Annotated in this window: 18 protein-coding genes; 13 read left to right on the top strand and 5 right to left on the bottom strand. The window is 40.6% G+C overall.

Annotation, left to right across the window (positions count from 1 at the left end):
• The first annotated feature begins 72 nt into the window (after nt 1-72).
• The gene (gene pyk / locus VE944_RS11420) at nt 73-1,503 is read left to right on the top strand and encodes a pyruvate kinase (RefSeq protein ID WP_324976769.1); all 1,431 of its coding nucleotides are present in this window, start codon (nt 73-75) and stop codon (nt 1,501-1,503) included.
• A gap of 148 nt (nt 1,504-1,651) precedes the next feature.
• Nucleotides 1,652-2,656 carry a transaldolase gene (locus VE944_RS11415; RefSeq protein ID WP_324976767.1) on the top strand — a complete coding sequence of 335 codons (1,005 nt, stop codon included), beginning with the start codon at nt 1,652-1,654 and terminating at the stop codon, nt 2,654-2,656.
• Between the two features lie 72 nt (nt 2,657-2,728).
• Here VE944_RS11415 and VE944_RS11410 read toward each other — a convergent pair whose 3' ends face one another.
• Nucleotides 2,729-3,142 carry a hypothetical protein gene (locus tag VE944_RS11410; protein WP_324976764.1) on the bottom strand — a complete coding sequence of 138 codons (414 nt, stop codon included), beginning with the start codon at nt 3,140-3,142 and terminating at the stop codon, nt 2,729-2,731.
• A gap of 314 nt (nt 3,143-3,456) precedes the next feature.
• Between VE944_RS11410 and VE944_RS11405 the strand changes: the two genes are divergently transcribed.
• From VE944_RS11405 to VE944_RS11395, 3 genes are all read left to right on the top strand, one after another.
• On the top strand, nt 3,457-3,918 hold the full coding sequence (locus VE944_RS11405) for a rhodanese-like domain-containing protein (RefSeq protein WP_324976761.1): 462 nt from the start codon (nt 3,457-3,459) through the stop codon (nt 3,916-3,918).
• Between the two features lie 190 nt (nt 3,919-4,108).
• Nucleotides 4,109-5,290 carry an acyltransferase family protein gene (locus tag VE944_RS11400; RefSeq protein ID WP_324976757.1) on the top strand — a complete coding sequence of 394 codons (1,182 nt, stop codon included), beginning with the start codon at nt 4,109-4,111 and terminating at the stop codon, nt 5,288-5,290.
• A gap of 32 nt (nt 5,291-5,322) precedes the next feature.
• The gene (locus VE944_RS11395) at nt 5,323-6,078 is read left to right on the top strand and encodes a TIGR04283 family arsenosugar biosynthesis glycosyltransferase (protein ID WP_324976755.1); all 756 of its coding nucleotides are present in this window, start codon (nt 5,323-5,325) and stop codon (nt 6,076-6,078) included.
• Here the strand turns inward: VE944_RS11395 and VE944_RS11390 are convergent.
• Nucleotides 6,063-6,764, bottom strand: coding sequence for a DUF547 domain-containing protein (locus VE944_RS11390; RefSeq protein WP_324976752.1), 702 nt, complete (start codon nt 6,762-6,764; stop codon nt 6,063-6,065). The two genes, VE944_RS11395 and VE944_RS11390, sit on opposite strands and share 16 nt — an antisense overlap.
• Before the next feature lie 643 nt (nt 6,765-7,407).
• Between VE944_RS11390 and VE944_RS11385 the strand changes: the two genes are divergently transcribed.
• The 6 genes from VE944_RS11385 (at nt 7,408) to VE944_RS11360 (ending at nt 11,121) form a co-directional block, all read left to right on the top strand.
• Nucleotides 7,408-7,887 carry a DUF4383 domain-containing protein gene (locus VE944_RS11385; RefSeq protein ID WP_324976749.1) on the top strand — a complete coding sequence of 160 codons (480 nt, stop codon included), beginning with the start codon at nt 7,408-7,410 and terminating at the stop codon, nt 7,885-7,887.
• Between the two features lie 165 nt (nt 7,888-8,052).
• On the top strand, nt 8,053-8,184 hold the full coding sequence (locus tag VE944_RS11380) for a hypothetical protein (protein ID WP_324976746.1): 132 nt from the start codon (nt 8,053-8,055) through the stop codon (nt 8,182-8,184).
• Nucleotides 8,162-8,881: an alpha/beta hydrolase gene (locus VE944_RS11375; protein ID WP_324976743.1), complete on the top strand. Its 720-nt coding sequence runs from the start codon at nt 8,162-8,164 to the stop codon at nt 8,879-8,881. Before VE944_RS11380 ends, VE944_RS11375 begins: the two co-directional genes overlap by 23 nt.
• Before the next feature lie 71 nt (nt 8,882-8,952).
• Nucleotides 8,953-9,192, top strand: coding sequence for a hypothetical protein (locus VE944_RS11370; RefSeq protein WP_324976741.1), 240 nt, complete (start codon nt 8,953-8,955; stop codon nt 9,190-9,192).
• Between the two features lie 135 nt (nt 9,193-9,327).
• Nucleotides 9,328-10,170, top strand: a complete 843-nt coding sequence (locus VE944_RS11365) for an SDR family NAD(P)-dependent oxidoreductase (RefSeq protein ID WP_324976738.1) — start codon at nt 9,328-9,330, stop codon at nt 10,168-10,170.
• 264 nt (nt 10,171-10,434) lie between these two features.
• A complete protein-coding gene (locus VE944_RS11360) occupies nt 10,435-11,121 on the top strand; it encodes an HAD family hydrolase (protein ID WP_324976735.1) in 687 nt (228 codons plus the stop codon).
• 4 nt (nt 11,122-11,125) lie between these two features.
• Here the strand turns inward: VE944_RS11360 and VE944_RS11355 are convergent, their stop codons facing one another.
• From VE944_RS11355 to glgX, 3 genes are all read right to left on the bottom strand, one after another.
• Complete coding sequence (locus VE944_RS11355) at nt 11,126-12,085, bottom strand: M48 family peptidase (RefSeq protein ID WP_324976732.1); 960 nt, start codon at nt 12,083-12,085, stop codon at nt 11,126-11,128.
• A gap of 39 nt (nt 12,086-12,124) precedes the next feature.
• The gene (locus tag VE944_RS11350; protein ID WP_324976729.1) at nt 12,125-12,304 is read right to left on the bottom strand and encodes a hypothetical protein; all 180 of its coding nucleotides are present in this window, start codon (nt 12,302-12,304) and stop codon (nt 12,125-12,127) included.
• A gap of 295 nt (nt 12,305-12,599) precedes the next feature.
• Nucleotides 12,600-14,726, bottom strand: a complete 2,127-nt coding sequence (gene glgX, locus VE944_RS11345) for a glycogen debranching protein GlgX (RefSeq protein WP_324976726.1) — start codon at nt 14,724-14,726, stop codon at nt 12,600-12,602.
• 561 nt (nt 14,727-15,287) lie between these two features.
• On the opposite strand from glgX, the gene VE944_RS11340 reads away from it, so the two are divergent.
• Nucleotides 15,288-19,451 (top strand): non-ribosomal peptide synthetase, encoded by a 4,164-nt coding sequence (locus VE944_RS11340; RefSeq protein ID WP_324976723.1) that lies wholly within the window; start codon nt 15,288-15,290, stop codon nt 19,449-19,451.
• An 8-nt stretch (nt 19,452-19,459) separates the two neighbouring features.
• A partial coding sequence (locus VE944_RS11335; protein WP_324976720.1) for a condensation domain-containing protein occupies nt 19,460-20,327 on the top strand: 868 nt, incomplete at its 3' end.

Here is a 20,327-nt window from a genome sequence, read left to right as displayed (position 1 = left end):
ATTACGAATTACGAATTACGAATTGGTATAAACCATCCAAACTCACACGTTACTCCTCAACCCCTAATCCCTATGCGTCGAACCAAAATCATTTGTACTGTTGGCCCAGCTACATCTGCACCCGAAAAGCTGCAAGCTTTAGTAAAAGCTGGAATGAACGTGGCACGGCTGAATTTTTCCCACGGGGCTTATGAATTCCACGCCCAAACTGCTCACTATCTCAGACAAATTAGTAATGAGCAACAAAAGCCGATCGCAATTATGCAAGACTTGTGTGGCCCCAAGATTCGTTTGGGAACTTTACCACCAGAAGGGTTAAATCTGGAAGCTGGTACTGAAGTCACCTTTGTTTTGCAAGAAAAGGGTGAGAGTATCGACGAACTACCTCTACCATTACCTACTTTGTTCGCAATGGTGCGACCAGGCGAACCGATTTTGATTAATGATGGCCGCGTCAAGTTGATTGTTACTGCTCGCGATGCCGATCACATTCGCGCCCAAGTGAAAATTGGCGGGTTAATTTCCACGCACAAAGGAGTAAACCTACCACAAACTCCTTTACCTGTTAGTTCTATTACCGAAAAAGACTTGCTGGATCTACGCTTTGGGATTCAGTTGGGTGTAGACTGGGTTGCAGTATCCTTCGTGCGATCGCCACAAGACTTAGAACCCGCCAAGCGAATGATTGAAGCTGCTGGTGCTTCCATCCGCTTAATTGCCAAAATCGAAAGAGCAGAAGCAGTAGAGAGTTTTGACTCCATTCTGAAGGTTGCCGACGCGATTATGATTGCTCGTGGCGATTTAGGGGTAGAAGTACCAATTCACGAAGTCCCCCTAATTCAAAAAGATATTATTCGTCGTTGCAATCGGGCTGGCAAGCCGGTGATTACAGCCACCCAAATGCTAGAGTCGATGATTAGCGCCCCTGACCCCACCCGCGCCGAAGCCACCGATGTAGCCAACTCCATCTTAGATGGGACGGATGCAGTAATGCTTTCTGGTGAAACAGCTGTCGGGCAATATCCCATCGCCGCTGTCGAGATGATGCACAATATCGCTGTGCGGACAGAACAGGCTTTAGATGAGGGTAGCAAACACGGTTGGTGTCATGAAGCAGGCAGTCTCAGCGTTACTGAATCTGTGGCAGAATCCGTTTGTCGCATCGCTTATGAAACAGGCTCACGAGCAATTCTCTGTAACACTTCATCAGGAAATACGGCGAGAATGGTGTCTAAATATCGCCCTACCTCTCCCATTATTGCCCTTACCTCTGATATCACTGCTTATCGCCAACTAGCGCTTTCGTGGGGTGTGGAAGCTTTGCTAATTCCACCAGTCCACAATGCCGAAGAGATGTTTACTAATGTGGTGAACACAGTTGTAGACATGGGTTTAGCCAATAAGGGCGATAAAGTAGTAATTACCTCTGGTGTTCCAATTGGTAAATCAGGAACAACTAGCTTAATCAAAGTGCATTCCATTGGACAGCCAATTTCTGCATAAGGCACTTAGAATAGGGCTGTGGCTGAAGATAGTAAGCAAACTTGGGCAATGATTAAGAAAAATTGCCAGAATCAGAATTGAAGGAAGAGTAAAGAGTGTAAAGAACTGGGGAATAAGTAAATCCTAAACAAACATCACGGAGTATTTTATGCCTAAGAATTTACTGGAACAATTGCGACAAGTGACTGTTGTGGTCGCAGATACAGGGGATATCCAGGCAATTGAAAAGTTCACACCCCGAGACGCTACCACCAATCCTTCGCTGATTACTGCTGCGGCACAAATGCCAGAATATCAGGGAATTGTCGATCAAACTTTACTCCAAGCGAAGAAAGATGCTGGAGCCGGAGCCAACCAAGCACAGATTGTTTCTCTAGCTTTTGACCGTTTGGCAGTTGCCTTTGGATTAAAGATTTTGCAAATCATTCCCGGTCGGGTGTCTACGGAAGTGGATGCTCGGTTGTCCTACGATACCGAAGCTACCCTAACTAAGGCACGGGACTTAATTGCTCAGTATAAAGCAGCTGGAATTGGCCGCGATCGCGTTTTAATTAAAATTGCCAGCACTTGGGAAGGTATTCGCGCTGCGGAAATTCTCGAAAAAGAAGGTATTCACTGTAACCTTACCTTGTTGTTTGGTCTTCACCAAGCGATCGCCTGTGCAGAAGCCGGCATTACCCTAATTTCTCCCTTCGTTGGCCGGATTCTTGACTGGTACAAAAAAGATACCGGACGCGATAGCTACCCAGCAGCCGAAGATCCAGGAGTTTTGTCAGTCACCAAAATCTACAACTACTACAAGAAATTCGGCTATAAAACCGAAGTTATGGGAGCTAGCTTCCGTAACCTGGGTGAAATTACTGAACTTGCAGGTAGTGATTTGCTAACTATTTCGCCATCGCTTTTGGCTGAATTGCAAGCAACGATTGGAGAACTGCCACGCAAACTCGACCCCGCCAAGGCAGCAAACTTGGAAATCGAAAAGATATCCGTTGACAAAGCTACTTATGACAAGATGCACGCCGCAGACCGCATGGCAACCGACAAACTAGATGAGGGGATCAAAGGTTTCACCAAGGCACTAGAAGACCTTGAGAAACTTTTGGCAGACCGACTAGTTCGCCTTGAAGGAGAAGTAGTAGCAGCTCATTAGAACGTAACCATAGTTAGTGGTTAGTGGTTGAATCACCAACCACTAACCATTAGTTAGTTACATAAGTCCTGATTAATAACTACGGCGGATAATCTGGTATCGTCCGTAAGGCTGGCGTCGCTGGATAATCTGCCGTTGCCTAAACTGTTGCCGTGGTCGAATATTTTGGTATTGTCCAAAGGGCTGCCGGCGTCGAATATTTTGGTATCGTCCAAAAGGCTGGCGTCGTCGAATATTTTGGTATCGTCCAAAGCGCTGTCGGCGTCGGATGATCTGCCGGCGCCGGATCACTCGGTAACGTCCTGACCGCCGTTGAGCAATTAAAAGCTCTCCACTTTTATCTCCAACTAAGTTAGCCTCTGGTGCAGCGCTTTGTTCATTGCGAGCATTACTTAAAGAAATATCTTTTGCTTCAGCTAATGAGGGCGGATACACAAAGGCACATAGCAATAGCGCTATTGAAGATAACTTCTTGAAACCTTTCATGTTTTTGCTTCTACTAGACTTTCGGTAATAACTTTATTAAACACCTTAAAGCCAGCAAATTATTCTTCATCCACTTTTTTTAAACTTTATTTAGGATAAAATCGTGGATTTAGAATTCAGCCCTATGGTTAATTGTAAATTAGAGCAAACTGTGTATACAAAGAGTGATTTCTAGGAAAATGTAATTTTTCTCAATGGTTCAACTATTGTAAAACCTCTAGGTGAATATTTAGAACCTGAAACTTATTCTAAATCATACTTGTTATACAATCAAACTTAAAACTATCTATAAAAATAAAAAAGTATTTTTACAAGTGCAATTACTTACATTTAACTTTATAAAACTTCTAATTAGATTGCAGTTTCCTAATGTTAAACAAATTACAACCAAAGAATTAGCCCAATTGCTATTAGATTCTGCAAAGCCGCGGCCATTAGTGTTAGATGCACGAAGTCAGATAGAGTATGCAGTAAGCCATATTGAAACAGCAGCGCAGATAGACGCTCTTACACCTGACTTAGCAGCACTTTCGACAATTTCAAAAGACAGGCCAATTGTCGTGTACTGCGCCGTTGGCTACCGTAGCGCCAAATTAGCCCAGCAGCTTAATGAAACTGGGATGAAGTGCATTTATAACTTGAGCGGTGGGATTTTTCAGTGGGCAAATGAAGGAAGGCTCATTTTAAAAGACGACCAACCTACACAGGTTGTACATCCTTACAATGCAATCTGGGGAAAACTGCTGAAAGCTCCCTACCATGCTGTGGAGTATTAGAGTTGAATTTTACCGTTTTTCCCGCAATTTCTATTTTTTATATTTAACATGATATCTTGATCTAGACCAGCTTTTTGCGGCTGTGCGACAGAAGAATCTTTAGGAGAGATACCTACCTATCTCTGGGTATTGCGTCATAGTAGCTTCAATGCCAAGTTGTGTCCTGGTATTTTATAACCAAGGCAAATAAATGAATTTAAAATGTGATTTAGATATAGAGAATAATCACCAGGAAAGACGCTACGAACTCGATTGGTTAAGAGTATTGGCAGTGCTATTGCTAATTTATTTTCACGCTGCCGCAGTTTTTTACCAAGGCGAATTAGGCGATTTTTATATTAAAAATGACTTAATAAGCCCTGCCCTTGGATGGTTTATTTTTTTTGTTCATCAGTGGCACATGCCATTGCTTTTTTTAATTTCCGGCGCTGCCTCTTGGTTTTCTCTTCAGTTGCGAACACCAATGGAATATGTGAATGAGCGCTTTCAGCGACTATTAATCCCTTTTATATTTGGCACGGTAGTATTAGTTCCTCCTCAAGTCTATTACAAACTTCTTACTGATCACACAGATATCGGTTCCTATTTACAGTTTTACCCACAGTTTTTTAACGGGATTCGTCCTCAAGGTAATTTTGAATGGGCGCATCTATGGTTTGTGATCTACCTATTTGTAATATCTATTGTTAGTCTCCCTCTGTTATTATTCTTCAAGCAAGATATGGGGCAGCGTTGGTATTCTACTATTGTAACTTTTAGGAAACAGCCAGGAGCCATTTTCTTACCTGCTCTACCATTGGCTATGATTGAAGGTACATTCCGCCCCAAATGGTTTGGTTTCCAAAATCTTTATGATGACTGGGCAAATTTATTGCTGTACCTTTGTTATTTTGTTTATGGCTTTATTCTGTGTTCTGATACCGAATTTAGACAAGCAATTGCCCAATATCAAAAGCTCATGTTGTTTATGGCAATAGTTACCATGTCCATTATCTTTGGAATACAGGTAACTGAGGTACTTCCTGTACGTGGCTATTCTGGGGAATATATTCTTTACCAAATGTTACGAGGCTTCAATTCTTGGTGTTGGGTAACTGCCATACTTGGGCTAAGTCAGCAATATCTATCATTTACTAATAGTATCCTGCAATATACAAGCCTTGCCGCTTATCCAGTTTTTTTGCTGCATCAAACAGTTTTAGTGGCGGTATCTTTTTATGTAGTGCAATGGGATTTAGGCATAGCTGCAAAATTTTTAATTATTAGTACAGCAACCGTTTTAGTGACAAATGCTTTGTATGAAATGTTTATAAAACGTCTAAATATTACCCGATTTATCTTTGGACTGAAGCCGATCAACATTAACAAGTAAAATGAAGATAACGATAAAACGACTAAATCGGTATGTCTCAAGTTTCTATTATCATCCCTACTTTAAATGAAGCAACTAACTTAGGGCGGACATTACGCCAACTGACTTTACTTAATCCTCCTCCTTCCGAAGTGATAGTGGTAGATGGTGGCAGCCAAGATCAGACAGTAACAGTTGCAAAGCACATTTTTGAGTCATTTAATCAAAGTTTGAATGTACAAATTATTTCATCTCAACAGCCAGGGCGTTCTCTTCAGATGAACTATGGAGCATCAGCAGCAACTGGAGATATTCTTTGCTTTCTTCATGCAGATACTTGGGTTCCAGATGATCTAATCGCCGTCATCAATAAGACTCTTGCAGAGCCTAGCATTGCTTGTGGGGGGTTCATTTCTCTGATGTCAGGATCTCAAACAACTCGTTGGGGTATCTCTCTACATAATTATCTAAAAACCTATTACGCACCACTGTTATTTAAGCCTCATCTATTTTTTCGAGGATTGCGTCTGTTGTTTGGAGATCAGGTGATGTTCTGTCGTCGGATTGATTTTTGGGATTGTGGCGGATTTGATGAGGCATTGCCGATTATGGAGGATGGAGATTTATGTCTGAAGTTAGTTAAAAAAGGACGTATTTATCTGGTAAATCGTATTGTTCATTCCTCAGATCGTCGCGTAGCCAAATGGGGTAGCTTCAAAGCAACTGGAATTTACCTTTACATTGGGTTTTTGTGGGGGATTGGTGTTAATGCAAATTATCTCAAACAGTTTTATCAAGATATTCGCTGATTTAAACTCCAGTCATAGTGAAGATATGATATCCGCGTTGAGGCATTAAGGGGATAGTCTGTTTTCAAGTAGCTGCGAATGTATTCGGGAATGGAGGGTGCAAGCTTTAAAAGATCCTGACGATACCACTTGAAGATTTTACTACAGTAAAGTGTTTTGCTCTCCATGTCATAACGGACTTTTTCAGGATTATTTATGAAACGACGGGCATCTTCATCTAATTGCTGACTGACTTGCTCAGGAAAGTAGGCTCCCGAACGTAGTAAGGGACAACCAACCGAAGCACAAACGATCGCAAAATGAATTCGTGGCTCCTGCAATTTGTCCCGTAGAATAGAGTTCTCAATTTGAGCTAAACTATAACTTTCCCCAAACATATAATAAGCGCGACGTTGGAAGAACCACAAAAAAGCTAGCCAGTTGGGAATCCCTAAAATTTGCGGACGAATCGATTCTATCGGGTATCTCTCCAAAATTGTCGAAATGGTGAACGCGTTGTAAAGGTTAATCCACAATGCCAATTGTTCGAGATTGTTGCTATTAGATTTAAAAGCCAGATTTTTTTGGCTCGATAACCAATCTACAATTGCTTGGGGTTGCTCCTTTTTCCAAGCAATATAGTCTACACGACCCTGTTGATCAACATACTGACGCAACAATCTGTCCCAAGGTTCAAAATCAATCATTATCGCTGTGTTGATATGTTAGCCGTTATTTTTACCTATAACAATTCAAATTGAGAAAATAGGAAAATTAAAGTAGGTTTTTGAGCTTTTCAGTGATTTTCTCTTTCCCTAATGATTTAGAATTGCTATACATTATCAAGTCAATAGCAAATTAAGTCTAGATTATTTTTTTGACTGCTTTTAGTAAAACTTTATCTTAGCTTAACTTTATTCTATCTTGTTACTAGTATTTTTATCAAGACAGCAATAGCAAAGTTCGTAATTTCTTCATTTTTATTTTAAGTACCTCTTAAATTATGAGAAGGCCTCTAATCTAGAGTGTAATTAGAGGCTAGGAACTTTGTTATCTACTTTTATCAAAGCTACTTTTATTACCAAATATTTCCCTCTAGCTATGGAGTATTTGAAGGCATATATAAATAATCATCCAAGTTAAGTTTATGTGTAATTACTGATACAAAGCAAAAGTACTACGATTATGCACTCCCAAATTCCAGCAGGGCTAATATCTTAATTTCTCACTCTAGGTGTACAAAGCTTAATTTAACGCTGAAACTTCTGATAGATTATAAAAGATTTTTTTTGGGTTACAACCTTAGATATCTCACTATTAACTAATGGAATTACAAAAGGATTGACTGCAATGGAAAATATCAACGCGGCAAAAATCACAGAGCGTTATATTGCTTTGGCTATCGGAATCGCTTATTTACTTTTAGGTTTAGCTGGCTTTATACCAGCTTTAGTTTCATTGCCAGGAACGAACGACTCTTTTATTCCACTTAATGAATCTACTAGCGCTTATTCTGCGGGCTTTGGTTATATCTTTGGTCTAATTCCTACCAACTTTTTGCATAACCTTGTACGCTGCGCTGTAGGATTGTTTGGAATCACTTCTTACAGTAATGCTAGCACCGCACGCTTGTTCAACCGTGCTTTTGCAATTTCTTATGCTTTGCTGGCTGTCATAGGATTGTTACCCTTGGGTAAGACATTTTTTGGCTTAATGCCACTGTTTGGTTACAATGTTTTGCTCAATGCATTAGCAGCGATCGCAGCTGCTTATTACAGCATTATCATAACAGCTAAAGTCAAGGGCGTTAATGTAGCGGAAAATATTTAACATCCTTTTGTATCTAATAAGTTTGGTGGCAGAAAAAATAATTTCTGCTGTCAATCTTTTCTTAACCCGCTAAAATCTCCCGCGCATGGCTGATGTATCTATTAATAGAGATTGATTAAGCAACTCCGGTGTAGTGTCAGTTAGTTGCTGATTGAGGCGATCGCTGTGACACAAAACAACAATCCCCCAACTACTGCGATTCGAGCTACCAGGGATGATTTTACCACTCGCTGCCTCTCAACTATCCAATTGCCAAAAGCAGAACTTATTAGTTATGGAAAGCTCAAAGCAAGTTGATTCTAGAGCTACTGAAGGACGGTTGTTGTCCCGTCCAACTCAACCCACAACAACCGCTTTGACAGGGTTACATCCACTAGGACTGGATGGGCAGCGAGATGGTTTTGTCTATGTACCTGAAACCTATCAAGCAGATCAGCCTGCTCCACTGGTGTTGATATTGCATGGAGCCGGAGGCGATGCGGAGGGTGCGCTAAAAATCCTTTATCATCTAGCAATTCGCTTTGGGACAATTCTGTTGGCAGTAGACTCACGGCAACAAACTTGGGACATTATTCGGGGTGGCTATGGCCCTGATATTGCCTTTATCGACCGGGCATTAGCACAAACTTTCAGTCATTATGCGATCGCTCCGAACCAGGTAGCGATCGCTGGTTTCTCTGATGGTGCTTCCTACGCCCTTTCGGTTGGCATTACCAATGGCGACCTATTTAACCACATTATTGCTTTTTCACCCGGATTCATGGCTCCTGGTAGCCAATCCGGTAAACCGCGTCTGTTCATCTCTCATGGAAAGTTAGATACGGTGTTACCGATTGAACGGTGCAGTCGCCGGATTGTGCAGCAGTTAAAACAAGCAGGCTATGACCTAGAATACTGTGAATTCAACGGGTTACATACAGTTCCTACTGCGATCGCCGAAAGAGCTATGGAGTGGTTTACTCAATCAGCACCAGATAAAGCGTTTCATCTGTAACATTAAAACAATTAAAATTGCTTTACATATATTGTTTTTTCCACGCCCACCTACTTATCTAAAGAATAGACATGGAAAGAGAAATTAAAGATTCAGATGGAATTACATGGAGTTGTATTCAAGCATTTTCAGGTCTTTCAGATATCTCAAAAGCTCAAGATGCAGCTGAGGTCGAAGGAGAACCAGATACTTACTGGGTTGTCTGTACTCCTAGTGGCGGCGCACAGTCTGTACGACTGAAGTTAAAAGGCAAATGGGAAGAAGAATACTCTGATGAGGCGTTACTCAAGGAAATTAAAACGCAGCAATAATTGGCGTTGTTGATTAATCGGATGAATATAAGTTTCTCAAAGTCCTCCTTAAGAAGGAGGATTTAAACTTATGGATACCTCAAGTACTATTTTTAAAATAACCTCTAAGACGCACAAAAAAAAGCAACTAATATTATGACAAATACAGTAATTATTACAGGCGCATCGCAAGGAATTGGCAAAGCTACAGCATTATTATTTGCCCGTCACAACTATAATGTTGTGTTGGCAGCTCGTCAACTTGACCGTTTAGAAGCTACTGCTGCACAGATACGGGAACTTGGACAAGAAGCGATCGCTATTTCTTGCGATGTGAAAGATCCTTTACAAGTAAACAACCTGATCCAGAAGGGAATAGATCATTTTGGTCACATAGATGTATTAATTAATAATGCAGGTATCTTTTGCTTAGGGCCAGTTGAGGATTTTAGCTTAGATGATTGGCATCAGATAATTGATACCAACTTGTGGGGCTACATCCATACCATTAATGCCATCCTGCCCCATTTCTTAGAACGTCGCAAAGGAACCATTGTTAATGTCAGTTCTATTGGTGGTATAGAACCGATTCCTTATCACATTCCTTACACAACCACTAAGTACGCCATAACTGGGTTGACAAAATCGTTACACGCAGAGTTATTACCTAAAGGCATTCACGTTAGCGGAATTTATCCCAGTTTTATCAGTACTCAACTGATGGAACGGGCAATCTTTCGCGGTAAGGACAAAGAAGCGGCTCAAGCGCGTTCTGAGTTGGTAGGTAAAGCAATTCAAGCTCCTGTACTGGAAAAGCCTGAAGATGTAGCAAAATCAATTTGGGAAGCAGTAAAGGATCAGCGTTCTGATGTTATAGTAGGCACAGCAAATTTTTGGAAAGCTGTTTATCACTTGTCTCCTAATTTGATGCAGTCAGCTGTTCGCCGCCTCTTTGGTATGGAAGAACGAACAGGCAGGGGAGCAGGGGGCAGGGAGTAAGGGAGAGAACCCCATACATAAATGTAGGGGGAGCAATGCTTCAACGTAAGCAGGGGAGGCAGGGTAGGCCGGGGGAGAGAAACAAATAAGTGTATTTAGGGCTATTCAGGTAGTAAAAATTACTAATACTTTCTCTTTGCTCCCCCTGCCCTCTGCCCCTTTTCCTCTTCTTTGACTCTGCCATTGGAAGTAACAACCAAGGTAGAGGTTATGGCAACAACTTTTCAGTAGTGTAGAGGCTTAAAGTAACTTGGAAATTTCTCAATGGCATATCAGGGCGTAATTTTAGATGTAGATGGGACGCTTCTTATCAGTAATGATGCCCATGCTCAAGCCTGGGTAGAAGCATTTGCAGCATTTGGCTATGAGGTAGAGTTCGAGCAGGTTCGACCACTGATTGGCATGGGAGGCGACCAGATTATTCCTAAGTTTGCGCTAGGACTTTCCGATAAAGAAGGAAAAGGTAAGGAAATCGCCAACAAACGCAAAGAACTAATCATCAACAAGTTTGGGGCAAATCTGAGTCCTGCTAATGGAACGCGGCAACTAATATTAAAGATGCAGGATGAAGGGTTGCGTTTAATCATCGCTACTTCAGCAACGAGTCAAGAACTGTCAGTGTTGCTCAAAGCTGGACAAGTTGATGATTTACTCAGTCAGGATGAGGCGGCAACATCTAGCGATGCCAAAGCTTCCAAACCCGCTCCAGATATTGTGGAAGTGGCTTTGAGTGAGTTGAAGATGCAGCCATCTGAGGTAGTAATGCTGGGCGATACTCCCTACGACATTGAGTCTGCAAATAAAGCTGGTGTTGAGGTGATTGCGCTTCGTTGCGGTGGTTTTGATGATAGTCAGTTCAAAAATGCGATCGCAATTTACAATGATCCTGCTGACTTGTTAGCACATTATGACACTTCACCTCTAGCAACCAAAGCGATGACGAGCAAATAATCATTTAAAAATGCTGCCGTTTACTGGTTTGACCAGTTGCCAACTTTTCCAGCCATGTTGATGCTTCTTTGTACAGTTTGAACTGGCTTTCACTGGCACGAAACTCTTTTGTGTGAACCATTCTTCTACCCTGAACCCAATTTGTGCCGTGATACTTGTGCAGCAATTCGTGATACAAGACAAACTCACTCACAAATTCAGGTACACTACCATTGTCAAGGGTCAAGCTGATCACCACCTTATCTCTAGCTGGCTCATAATGCCCAAATTTCCGGTAAGTGTTAATTTGGCTCCATGCAAGACGCGGTTTGGCAAGAGTTGCAGCAAAATATTCACGGTTTAGTTTGTCAAATAACTCATTTAGGTTATAAAACTTACCTTGTGGGTTTTCTGCAATTACTTCCGCAATTAAATCAAGCTCTAGCAGTACATTACTATATTCTTCAGAACTGGCAAACGACCTAATTAGTCGTGTATTATCTTTATTTCTCCCAAAAAGGGCAGATTCCACCAACGCTGTCATTACTTCTTCTGACGCATTAATCAACCCCTCATTAACAATAATATGAGCAGCATCACCAGACCTTTTAACTTTGTATAAAAGTGCAAAATTAGTGAATTCAATCATTAATTTTACTGACTCTTGTCGATGTTTTATTAACATTTTTTTAGCAATCTGCTGCATACGAAAAGTACTTTCCAGGTGAAGTTGTAGGTTAACTTCGTCCGTTAAAAACTTCATCCAAGAGTAGATTTGCCGCGATGAACGACTTAAGTTTGCTGGTGTTGCTTGCTTGTTAAAACATATTTCTTCAATGGCTGTTACTATTTTTACTAAAGTTTGTGTTATTTGTTGAGTCTGTGCAGATTTTATAGTAGAATTAGATACTAATTTAAAAATCGATTGCAAAATAATATTCTGTTGTGTTTTAATATTTTTTAATCGGATATTATCAATGTTCATTTATTATGTTATTATTTCGGATTTTCGGATAAAAATTTACTATAAAACCAAACTATAAAACCAATCATTAGGCTTATAAATTGTTGATGCCCATACTTCTGTAGAAGCAATAGCCAGAAACTTTTCTTTCAATAGTTCAAATATAACTTTATTGAAGTAAACTCCCTCCAATATCAGAAGCGATCGCTTCATAGTCGGCTCAGATTCCAGAACAAGCATGGCGAGGCTAAAGCAGAGCGCTATATTGCACAAAATCCACCATTCTTATATAACAGTCCTAAATCATTTGTGCTATTTCATTCTCATCTAGCCCGCCTCAGAATAAATTCTAAGGCTAATAGGAAAAGTCGTCTCAAGACGACTAATAAAGGCTTTTAGTCCACTTTAGTGGAGTTGGGCTATAAGAGAGGAACTTTAGTTCTGGGCGGTTTATGTCTAGAACAAAATAGCTCTGCTGCTATATATTTATTGCACCCAACTGAAGACCACCATAACACTTGATATTTTTCTGCTACTAAGCAAGACGACGTAACACCATGATAGAACGGTCTGTAACTGGTACAGTTTGCTCACCCATAATCAATTTTCCTGGGCTAATGAAACGAGGCTCGTTAGTGTCAATAACTATTTCCCATTCCCTGTCCTTAAAAACATTGGGTAAAGCAAACTCAATGGTTTCGTAGTGAGCATTAAAAAATAGCAGAAAGCTTTCATCAATAATCCGTTCACCACGGGGGCCAGGAGTAACAATACCCTCGCCATTCAAGAAAATTTCCATAGCTTTGGCATAACTAACTAGCCACTGCTTTTCAGTCATTTCGCTGCCATCCTCATTAAACCAACCAATATCACTGATCCCAAAACCGTGAATAGGACGGCCTTGAAACCACTTACGCCGTCGAAATACTGGATGCTGATAACGAAAATAAATGAGTTCGCGGCTAAAATCTAGGAGTTCGGAATTAGACTTTTGTAAACTCCAATCACGCCAGGAAATTTCATTATCTTGGCAGTAGGCATTGTTGTTACCCTTCTGAGTGCAACCAATTTCATCTCCTGCTAGTAGCATGGGTACGCCTTGAGACAGCATTAGAGTTGCTAAAAAGTTGCGTCGCTGACGTTCCCGTAAGCGGATGACGTCTGCGTTATCGGTTTCTCCTTCTACACCGCAATTCCAAGAGCGGTTATGGCTTTCCCCATCCCGGCTATCTTCACCGTTAGCCTGATTATGCTTTTCGTTGTAGCTGACCAAATCATTGAGCGTGAAGCCATCATGAGCAGTGACGAAATTAATACTGGCACTCGGATTACGCCCGTTTGCTTGGTAAAGGTCAGGGCTGCCAGTAAAACAATAAGCAAATTGTCCGAGGCTATCATCCTCACCACGCCAAAAATCCCGGACAGTATCACGATATCTGCCATTCCATTCAGACCAACGTAAAGGAAAATTACCAACTTGATAACCGCCTTCTCCCAAATCCCAAGGTTCAGCAATCAGCTTCACATCTGCTAAAACTGGATCTTGATGAATAATATCAAAAAAAGCTGCGAGATTATCTACTTCATATAGTTCTCGCGCTAATGCCGAAGCTAAGTCAAAGCGAAAGCCATCAACATGCATTTCTGTTACCCAATAGCGTAGGCTATCCATGATTAACTTCAGAACTTGGGCATGACGCACATTTAGAGAGTTGCCGCAGCCTGTGAAGTCCATGTTGTAACGGGAATTATCTTTGACCAAGCGGTAGTACACGGCATTATCGATGCCTCGCAGTGACAATGTTGGCCCTAAATGATTGCCTTCGCCAGTATGGTTATAAACTACATCTAAAATTACTTCAATGCCAGCAGAGTGTAAATCTTTAACCATCTGCTTGAACTCAGTAACTTGTTGTCCGAGTGAGCCACTAGCGCTGTAACCGGAGTAGGGTGTCAAAAAATTAATGGAATCGTAACCCCAATAGTTTTTGAGTCCTTTATCCACCAAAAATCCTGGAGAGGATAAAAAGTGATGCACAGGCATCAATTCCACAGACGTGATTCCTAGTTGTTGGAGATATTGAATTGCGGCTGGATGTGCTAGGCCTGCATAAGTACCACGTAATTCTTCTGGAATTTCTGGGTGTAGCTTAGTAAAGCCCCTAACGTGAGTTTCATAAATAATAGTTTCGTGCCACGGTATAGAAAGTAGTTTGTCGTCTCCCCAATCAAAAGACTGATCGACAACAATACACTTCGGCATAATTTCTGCATTATCTAAATCAGAAAAAGCTAGGTCTTGTTCTGGTGCATCTAAAGAGTAGCCAAAATTAGCTGGACTATCGCTAATGTCCCCATCAATTGCTTTAGCATAGGGATCAATTAGTAGTTTATTAGGGTTAAAGCGATGACCAAGTTCTGGGGCCCAAGGGCCATGTACTCTAAACCCATAGCGTTGTCCAGGCCCTATTCCTGGTAGATAAGCGTGCCAAACAAAACTATTTTTTTCTGTTAAAGGCAAGCGAATTTCATGATTATCAGCATCAAATAAACAAAGTTCTACACCTGTTGCATTTTCGGAAAACAAAGCAAAGTTAGTGCCTTTACCATCCCAAGTAGCACCCAAAGGATACACATTCCCAGGCCATATAGCTATATACATAAGTGAAGTACCAAAAGCTAATTTTAGTGTTAGTAACAAACTTGAAGATGTGTTTAATAGTAATTTTTATAAGTTAATTTCAACGTTCAGGCTAATAAATTTGAATTAACTAAATCATTACTATTTTGTCCTTTAAAAACTTTAAAAATGGATAAAAAAAGTTATCTCACTTTAAGGCAATAATAAAAATTAGATATTATTAACTGAAAATGTTAGTATCGTCCTTGTTACTTCTAAACTCATAAATTTACTAACAAGTTTATATACAAATTTTTCCAGCATCATTAGCTTACAAAAAATAGCAAATATTTATATCTACCAAAGTGAATAAATTTATTTCTACCAAAATGTATATTTACTTGAAAAATCTTTTATGAAACTATCATGCCAATTTTTTATTGACTTATTGTTGTAGCATTTATATTTTAGTAGCAGGCATCATCTACAGTGATAGGATGTCAAAGATGGGTTACTTTTAGCGAATGCAGATCATTGTAGAAGAAATAACTATACTACATCAGCCCTCTGTCTTCATACTCTTTTTTTAACAAAGATATTGTTATGAGCCAGTATATTTTCAGTAGCCTCATGGCTGATGAAGAACTTAATTTTTCTGAAGAAACAGAGGTTTTTATCTTCCCCACTTCTTTCGCCCAGCAGCGATTGTGGTTTCTCGATCAATTAGCATCGGGCAATCCATTTTACAATGTGTCAACAGCACTTTGCCTGAAAGGTTCTCTCAACTTTACCGCCTTAAAGCAGACATTCAACGAAATTGTCCGTCGCCACGAAACCTTACGCACTACGTTTGTTATAGTACAGCAGCAACCAGTGCAAGCGATTCCTGCGGAAAGCTGCGCTAACGCACCCAGCTTAACCATACCTCTTCCCCTAATAGATATACGCAATTTCGACCAAGAATGTGAGACATTAGTACGGCGAATCGCAACCGCAGAGGCTCAACATCCTTTCAATCTCACCACTGGCCCATTGCTGCGAGTGAAGCTGCTACAAGTAGATGAAGCAGAATATGTGCTGCTGCTAAATCTACATCACATTGTTGCCGATGGCTGGTCAATTGGGGTGTTAATTAGAGAATTGGGAATATTATACAAAGCCTTTGTAGAAGATAAGCAATGTCTGATATCTACGCTTCTGCCAGAACTACCCATTCAGTATGCAGATTTCGCTCAATGGCAACGGGAGTGGCTGCAAGCAGTGGGAGAAAACGGCTGTTCGCCTTTACAAACGCAGTTAGCTTATTGGCAAAAGCAATTAGACGGGATTTCGGTGCTGAATCTCCCCACCGACCGAGTAAGACCAGTAGTTCCAACCTATAGGGGTGCAAAACAATTTTTAGAACTACCACAGTCCTTAACTCAAGCGGTAGAGGCACTTAGCTACCAAGAAAATGTAACCTTGTTCATGACAATGCTTGCTGCGTTTCAGACTTTGCTCTATCGCTACACGCAGCAAGAGGATATTGTAGTAGGTTCAGCGATCGCTAATCGTAATCGTAGCGAACTAGAAGGGTTAATTGGTTTTTTTGTCAATAGTTTAGTGTTACGTAGCGATTTATCAGGGAACCCGACGTTTCGAGAATTATTAAATCGAGTGCGAGAGGTAACTTTAGGAGCATACACCCATCAGGATTTGCCCTTTGAAAAGCTGGTGGAAGAACTTCACCCAGAGCGAGATTTGAGCCGCCATCCCTTATTTCAAGTCGTATTTAGTCTGCAAAATACTCCCATTGAAGCATTAGAGTTACCTGGGTTAAAGCTTTCATTATTCGACTTCGACAGCAAAATTGCAAAGCTTGATTTAGAGTTTCATCTGTGGCGAGACTTGGAAACTCTCAAAGGAGAAGTCGTGTATAGCACTGATTTATTTGATCAAAGCACCATTACACGAATGCTGGGACATTTCCAAATACTGCTAGAAAGTATTGTTGCCAATCCAAAAGAGCGTATTTTAGATTTAGCTTTGCTTACTGAAGGAGAACGACAACAGTTATTAATTGATTGGAATGACACTAAGAAAAGTTACCCAAATAGTAAGTGTTTCCATCAGTTGTTTGAAGCACAAGTTGAAAAAACTCCTAATGCGATCGCCCTAGTATTTGGTAATCAACAACTTAGCTACAAAGAGTTAAATATCCGCAGCAACCAACTGGCACATTATCTCAAAAAAATAGGTGTAAAAGCTGAATCTTTAGTTGGTATTTGTGTGGAGCGTTCGTCGGAGACGTTGCCGGAGGCATCGCCAGAAATGATAATCGCCATATTAGGCATATTCAAAGCTGGCGGCGCATACTTACCTTTAGATCCCAGCTATCCCCAAGAGCGTCTTAACTTCATGTTGAAAGATGCACAAGTTTCTATATTGCTGACACAAGAAAAATTACTTCAGCATTTTACAGAATTTTCAAATCAAATTATTAGTCTTGATAAAGATTGGGCATCTATTACACAGCATAGCCGAGAAAACCCAAACAGTTGCGTAAGACTTGAAAACTTAGCTTATGTCATCTACACCTCTGGTTCAACAGGGCAGCCAAAAGGTGTTTTAATCGAACACCGAGGACTGTCTAATTTAGCAGCAGAGCAGATTGAGGTTTTTAACTTACAACCGAGTAACCGCATTCTGCAATTCGCATCATTGAGTTTTGATGCCTCAATTTTTGAGATTGTAATGGCATTGGGAACAGGAGCAACTCTTTATTTAGCAAATAAAGAATCTCTTCTACCTCAAAAAGCTTTGCTTCAACTATTACGCGAAAAAGCTATTACTCACGTTACCCTCCCACCTGCGGTTTTGGCAGTTTTACCTACACAATCCCTCCCCGTATTACAAACTATTATTTGTGCAGGCGAATCATGTTCTGAGGATATAATAAAACGTTGGTGGAATCCTAACCGTAGGTTGTTTAATGCTTACGGGCCTACTGAGGCAACCGTTTGGTCAACTGTTGCCGAAATTAAATCTGTGACTGAAAAACCGCCTATTGGCCGCCCAATTGCTAACATTGAAATTTATATATTAGATAAGTATTTACAACCTGTACCAGTTGGGATTTTAGGTGAATTATACATCGCTGGTGATGGATTAGCACGAGGCTATCTTAACTGCCCCGAATTAACTGCCAAAAAGTTTATTCCTAATCCTTTTAATGGTAAAAAAGGAGCAAGGCTTTACAAGACGGGTGATTTAGCCCGATATCGAGCAGACGGTAATATCGAATTTTTAGAGCGCATCGATAATCAAGTAAAAATTCGCGGCTTCCGCATTGAGTTATCAGAGGTTGAAACAGTTATAAGTCAGCACAATAATGTAGAAAAAGCAATTGTAGTTGCTCAAGGCAATTTATATGATAATAAGCATTTAGTAGCTTATATTGTTCCTAACTCAGCGCAGAAGCCAACAATTATTGAATTACGTCAATTCCTAAAAGGAAAATTACCAGAATACATGATACCAAAAGCTTTTGTAATTCTGGATTCTTTGCCGTTAACGGCTAATGGCAAAGTGGATCATTATGCACTAAAAGCAATTGATACTCAGAGCCGCTCTATAGATAAAGCCTTTATTGCTCCTCGTACTCAAACTGAGTCAACCTTGGCAAAAATCTGGGCTGAAGTCCTTAATGTTGAGCATATAGGTATTCATGACAATTTTTTCGATTTAGGAGGTAATTCGCTGCTGGCTATACGTTTATTAGACCAGATAAACAAACAGTTTGAGCGGGATTTACCTTTATCTAACCTGTTTTTAAATCAAACAATTGAAAGTTTAGCAATTGCTCTATATTCCAAAACAGATTCTCTGGCGTGCTTTCCTTTAGTTCCGATTCAACCGAATGGTTCAAATCCGCCTTTCTTCTGCGTTCATCCAATCTTTGGTGTTGTCTTCCCTTATTATGAATTAGCTCATCAATTGGGTGAAAATCAGCCATTTTATGGACTACAGCCTATTGGAATTGATGGGGAAACTCCACTAACCCGCATTGAGGATATGGCTAGCCGCTATATTGAAGCATTGCGCTCAGTACAACCGAAAGGCCCTTATTTTATAGGAGGTTGGTCTTTCGGAGGATGGGTTGCTTTTGAGATGGCTCAACAACTCCAAAATTCTGGGGAAGAAGTAGCTTTACTTGCTGTGCTTGACACTGTAGCACCAATTAAGAGTAATCTACCGTCTTTGAGTAATGCTTTCAAGTTTATTTTTACTACAGTAGTGCCATATATGTGGCCCTTTTTCCTCGATTATTTGTATCTAATTGCTGCTCCTAGTAAGAACCGGATTAATAGGCTAACTTCTCGATTTTATAATTTTCAGGACTTGACGCGATCGCTCAAAACAAATCTGTTCTCGCGTTTCATCCAAAAGGAGGATGCCACAGCCAACCTTATATCTAATGAATCTAAGCAAAGGGTTTTAAGTGAGTCCGCAATTTTTCCTATGCTTCGTGTTTTTTATGCCAATAGCCAAGCAGTTCTCAACTACGTTCCACAAGTTTACCCTAAGCGAATTAATCTTTTCAGAACAAAAGTTCAGCTAAACGTCGCTGACGCAGAAGCGAGTATGGGTTGGGATCGGCTAGCTGTGGGAGGAACGGAAATTCATCATATTCCTGGCAATCACCTAACCATGCTGAGAAAACCTCATATTCAGGTTCTCGCAGCGCAGTTAAAAGCTTGTATTGAGAAAGCACAAACTTTAAAATAAGGATCAATATGTCTTCCGAAGAGGTCTTTGTCTTTCCAGTATCTTTTGCCCAACAGCGATTATGGTTCCTCGATCAGTTGATCCCTGACAATATTATTTATAATGTGCTGACAGTAATTCGCTTAACAGGTTTGCTTAACTTAAAGGTACTGGAGCAGACTTTTAACGAAATTCTGCGTCGCCATGAAAGCTTACGCACGACATTTATAGTATTGGATGGGCAACCGCTACAGGCGATTGCACCCAGCTTCACGATACCTATTTCTGTATTAAACCTCCAGCTACTGCCAGATGATGAAAGGAAGGTTAAAGTAAATAGCATTATTAACGCAGAGATAGAACATCCCTTTGATTTATCCTGCGGGCCATTGCTGCGAGTGAAGTTGCTTGTACTTTCCAACACAGAACATATTCTATTACTGAATATGCACCACATTATCTGCGACGATTGGTCTATTGGGGTGCTGATTCGGGAACTGGGAACCCTGTACACAGCTTTTGCACAAAACCAGCCTTCCCCTTTATTAGAACTGCCTCTTCAATACGCCGACTTTGCCCACTGGCAACGTGAGTGGCTACAAGGAGAAGTACTGCAAACGCAATTAACTTATTGGCAGCAGCAATTAAATGGTATTTCTATGCTGCATTTACCTACCGACAAACCAAGGCCAGCTATACAAAGCTATGAAGGAGCAACACAATTTTTTGAGTTACCAAAAAAGCTAACTGATGCACTAGAAAAGCTTTCGCAGCAAGAAGGTGTAACCTTTTTTATGACGCTGCTGGCAGCATTTAAAACTTTGCTCTACCGCTACACACATCAAGAAGATATTGCCGTAGGTTCGCCAATTGCTAACCGTAACCGTAGCGAAATTG

This window comes from Nostoc sp., assembly GCF_035638895.1.
Taxonomy (GTDB): Bacteria; Cyanobacteriota; Cyanobacteriia; order Cyanobacteriales; family Nostocaceae; genus Nostoc.
This window is presented reverse-complemented; position numbering and strand designations above follow the sequence as displayed.

Bases quoted from the DNA above. Each gene is read 5' to 3' on its own strand.
- pyk (WP_324976769.1), top strand. From the start codon at position 73: ATGCGTCGAACCAAAATCATTTGTACTGTTGGCCCAGCTACATCTGCA.
- VE944_RS11415 (WP_324976767.1), top strand. From the start codon at position 1,652: ATGCCTAAGAATTTACTGGAACAATTGCGACAAGTGACTGTTGTGGTC.
- VE944_RS11410 (WP_324976764.1), bottom strand. From the start codon at position 3,142: ATGAAAGGTTTCAAGAAGTTATCTTCAATAGCGCTATTGCTATGTGCC.
- VE944_RS11400 (WP_324976757.1), top strand. From the start codon at position 4,109: ATGAATTTAAAATGTGATTTAGATATAGAGAATAATCACCAGGAAAGA.
- VE944_RS11395 (WP_324976755.1), top strand. From the start codon at position 5,323: ATGTCTCAAGTTTCTATTATCATCCCTACTTTAAATGAAGCAACTAAC.
- VE944_RS11390 (WP_324976752.1), bottom strand. From the start codon at position 6,764: ATGATTGATTTTGAACCTTGGGACAGATTGTTGCGTCAGTATGTTGAT.
- VE944_RS11385 (WP_324976749.1), top strand. From the start codon at position 7,408: ATGGAAAATATCAACGCGGCAAAAATCACAGAGCGTTATATTGCTTTG.
- VE944_RS11375 (WP_324976743.1), top strand. From the start codon at position 8,162: ATGGAAAGCTCAAAGCAAGTTGATTCTAGAGCTACTGAAGGACGGTTG.
- VE944_RS11370 (WP_324976741.1), top strand. From the start codon at position 8,953: ATGGAAAGAGAAATTAAAGATTCAGATGGAATTACATGGAGTTGTATT.
- VE944_RS11365 (WP_324976738.1), top strand. From the start codon at position 9,328: ATGACAAATACAGTAATTATTACAGGCGCATCGCAAGGAATTGGCAAA.
- VE944_RS11360 (WP_324976735.1), top strand. From the start codon at position 10,435: ATGGCATATCAGGGCGTAATTTTAGATGTAGATGGGACGCTTCTTATC.
- VE944_RS11355 (WP_324976732.1), bottom strand. From the start codon at position 12,085: ATGAACATTGATAATATCCGATTAAAAAATATTAAAACACAACAGAAT.
- VE944_RS11350 (WP_324976729.1), bottom strand. From the start codon at position 12,304: ATGCTTGTTCTGGAATCTGAGCCGACTATGAAGCGATCGCTTCTGATA.
- glgX (WP_324976726.1), bottom strand. From the start codon at position 14,726: ATGTATATAGCTATATGGCCTGGGAATGTGTATCCTTTGGGTGCTACT.
- VE944_RS11340 (WP_324976723.1), top strand. From the start codon at position 15,288: ATGAGCCAGTATATTTTCAGTAGCCTCATGGCTGATGAAGAACTTAAT.